Source organism: Kitasatospora sp. NPDC090091 (genome assembly GCF_044747365.1).
GTDB lineage: Bacteria > Actinomycetota > Actinomycetes > Streptomycetales > Streptomycetaceae > Kitasatospora.
In genome coordinates, this window is sequence record NZ_JBIVDY010000065.1 from 1 (window position 1) to 1220 (window position 1220).

At 72.7% G+C, this 1220-nt stretch carries 1 protein-coding gene; it reads left to right on the top strand.

What is annotated here, in order from left to right:
- Window positions 1-1220 (top strand): polyketide synthase dehydratase domain-containing protein (locus tag ACIPSC_RS39045; RefSeq protein WP_400835181.1); only part of this gene is annotated, 1220 nt, incomplete at both ends.

The window sequence follows — 1220 nt, forward strand, 5'->3', positions numbered from 1 at the left end:
TCCCTCACCACCCACCCCTGGCTGGCCGACCACGCCGTCATGGGCACGGTCCTGCTCCCCGGCACCGCCTTCGTCGAACTCGCCCTGCACGCCGGTGCGCAGGCCGACTGCCCGCACGTCGAGGAGCTCACCCTCGAAGCGCCGCTGGTCATCCCCGCGGAGGGCAGTGTGCAGGTGCAGGTCACGGTGGGCGAGCCGGACGGCGACGGACGGCGCCCGCTGGCCGTTCACTCGCGGATCCCGGGCGACCTGGCGGACGCCCTGTACTCCGCCGACGGGTGGACACGGCATGCGACCGGCAGTGTGTGCCCGGAGCCCGAGGCGGCCGGCGAACCCGGTTCCCTGGTCCAGTGGCCGCCCGCCGGGGCGACCGAGGTGGCCGTCGACGGCCTGTACGAACGCCTTCACGGCATCGGGTTCGGCTACGGCCCGGGATTCCAGGGTCTGCGGGCGGTCTGGCGGAGCGCCGACGTCCTCTACGCCGAGGTGGCTCTACCGGGAGTCCTGCAAGAGAACGGGGAGGCGTTCGGCCTGCACCCCGCGCTCCTCGACGCGGTGCTGCACGTCTTGGGTCTGAGGTCGGGGGAGGAGCTCGGCGCGGCTCAGCTGCCGTTCTCCTGGAACGGCGTCTCCCTGCACGCGACGGGCGCCACCGTGCTGCGCGCCTGTCTGGCTCCCCGCGGTAGCGACAGCTACACGTTGAACATCGCCGACAGCTCAGGCGCCCCGGTGGCCATGATCGACGCCCTGATGACCAGGCCGATCACCGCGGAGCAGATCGCCCGCGCCCGGCCTGTCCCGAACTCCTCACTGTTCCAGGTGGAGTGGCGTGCGGTCACCGCGTCGGCCGACGCCTCCGGCGAGACCGTTCCGGGCGCGGCGGGACAGGGCCGCTGGGTCATCGTGGGGGACGACCCGCTGGGGATGAGCGCCGGGCTGAAGTCGACCGGCGCGAGCCTCGACGCCTATCCCGACATCGAGGCATTCGCGGCCGCGATGGAGGCCGGGGCGGCGCTGCCGGAGTACGTGTTCGTGCCGTTCGCCTCGGACCCGGCGCAGGCGGTGGACGACGTCCCCGCCGCGGCCCTGTCCGGCACCCGACGAGCGCTGGCACTTCTACAGTTCTGGCTGGGTGACGAGCGTTACGCCGCCAGCCGACTCGTCCTGCTCACCCACCACGCCATCGCCACCCACCCCGACGAGAACATCACCGACCTCCC